Raw genomic sequence first — 1593 nt, 5'->3', positions numbered from 1 at the left:
GCTTGTTCTTTATCTACCAAGATCTTCCGGGCTTGCCGATGGCCTTGAGGGTCTCGGGGCGTTTGACGGTTTTGCCGACGTCGTAGCGGGGTGCCCGGTGCCTGTTCTTGGCGCCGGGCGGGCGGCCTGGGCCGGCGCCGCGGGGTTTGGGAACGCGGGCCGGGCAGGCGAGGTGAGCGCGGATGTTCCTGAACCCCCGGCGGACCCGGGCCGGGCTGAGCCGGTCCGAGGCGGTGGGTTTCTCCCAGGGCCGGCGGAGGTCCGTGGCGAGCGGTCGGGCGAGCCGGAGCTGGGTGTGAGCGACGATCAGGATCCAGGTCCAGCGGTCCGCCGCCTCGGGAGCACGGAGCTTCGGGGTGGTCCAGCCGAGGGTCTGCTTTGCGAAGCGGAAGGTGTGCTCCAGATCGAAGCGACGGAGAAATGCCTGCCAGAAACGATCCACATCGTCCGGGGTGGCGCCGGTCTTCGAGGACCACAGCCACACGGGCGGAGCGTCCCGTTCCTTCGACAGGTGCTCGACCTTCAGACGGATCAACGTGCCTTCGACCAAGGGGAGTTCGCCGTCATGGTCGAGCCAGGCCGAGCGGTGGGTGAGCCGGGGATGGACCCGGTCCCATGCCTGTGTTTCGGCCTTGCCGTAGTTGGTGGTGTCAGTGACCGTGGTGATAGCGGGCTCGGGCCAGGTCTCCGGCTTGGTGAAGCGGAACTCCGGGCCGTGCTTGGGCGGCCGGCCGTTCGTCCCCGGCTGGCGGGGCGGCTTCGGCAGCCGCATGACGCGGTCGGACCGGACCCTGCCGACCAGCTCGACGGGCAGGTCACGCAGGACCCATGCCAGGCGGGTGACGTCATAGCCGGCGTCGCTGACGATCACGATATGCGGGTCCCCGGCCTGCCACTGACCCGCGGTGATGAGCCGCTCCACGACACCCCGCAGCTGGGCGGCGGTGACCGCGGTCGCGTCGTCCACCGGTCCCAGCCGGACCGCGTCCAAAACCGCGGTCCAGGACGTGGCACCGGGCTCCAGCACGGCGACGAAGGAGTAGGGCCAGCCCGGAATGAACTGCGACGCCGTCTTCGCACGGCCGTAGACGTGGCAGAACAGCCGCTCCGCTGAGCACGGCGCGTCCGAACGCAGCCACGGCGAGACATCGACCGCCAGGACCAGGCGCCCGCCGTCGAAACGCGGCAGTGACAGGCCGGCCAGCACCGCCCGCAGCCGGCCGACGTCGATCCGGCCCCGGTTCAGGCCGCCGTACATCGCTCCGTGCCCACGACGATGCTCGGGCAACAGCGTCAGATCCACCGGGGACTTCACCGCACCGTCCGCACACAACACCGCGTCCACCAACTCGAACAACTCATCACGCCGAGCGGTCAGACACTCGTAGAACTCGCCCCGGAAGCGTGACGCCTCCGCGAACGCTTCCCTCCGGACAGCATCAGGCAGCAGACTCACCCTCACGGCCTTCGTCTTGGTCAGTGCACCTTGGTCGGAGCACATGATCAGACGAAGGCCGCCCCCACATCCGGCGAATCCCCAGGTGAGCGACTCAGTTCGAGACACCGTTCGAGGCCGGAAGAAAAAGAACAAGC

Annotated in this window: 1 protein-coding gene; it reads right to left on the bottom strand. The window is 68.7% G+C overall.

Annotation, left to right across the window (positions count from 1 at the left end; genetic code table 11):
- Positions 1 to 13: 13 nt before the first annotated feature.
- Positions 14 to 1456, bottom strand: a complete 1443-nt coding sequence (locus ACFRAC_RS36770; protein WP_382939781.1) for an NF041680 family putative transposase — start codon at positions 1454 to 1456, stop codon at positions 14 to 16.
- Positions 1457 to 1593 lie beyond the last annotated feature (137 nt).

The organism is Streptomyces sp. NPDC056628, from assembly GCF_042792555.1.
Classification (GTDB): domain Bacteria; phylum Actinomycetota; class Actinomycetes; order Streptomycetales; family Streptomycetaceae; genus Streptomyces.
This window is presented reverse-complemented; position numbering and strand designations above follow the sequence as displayed.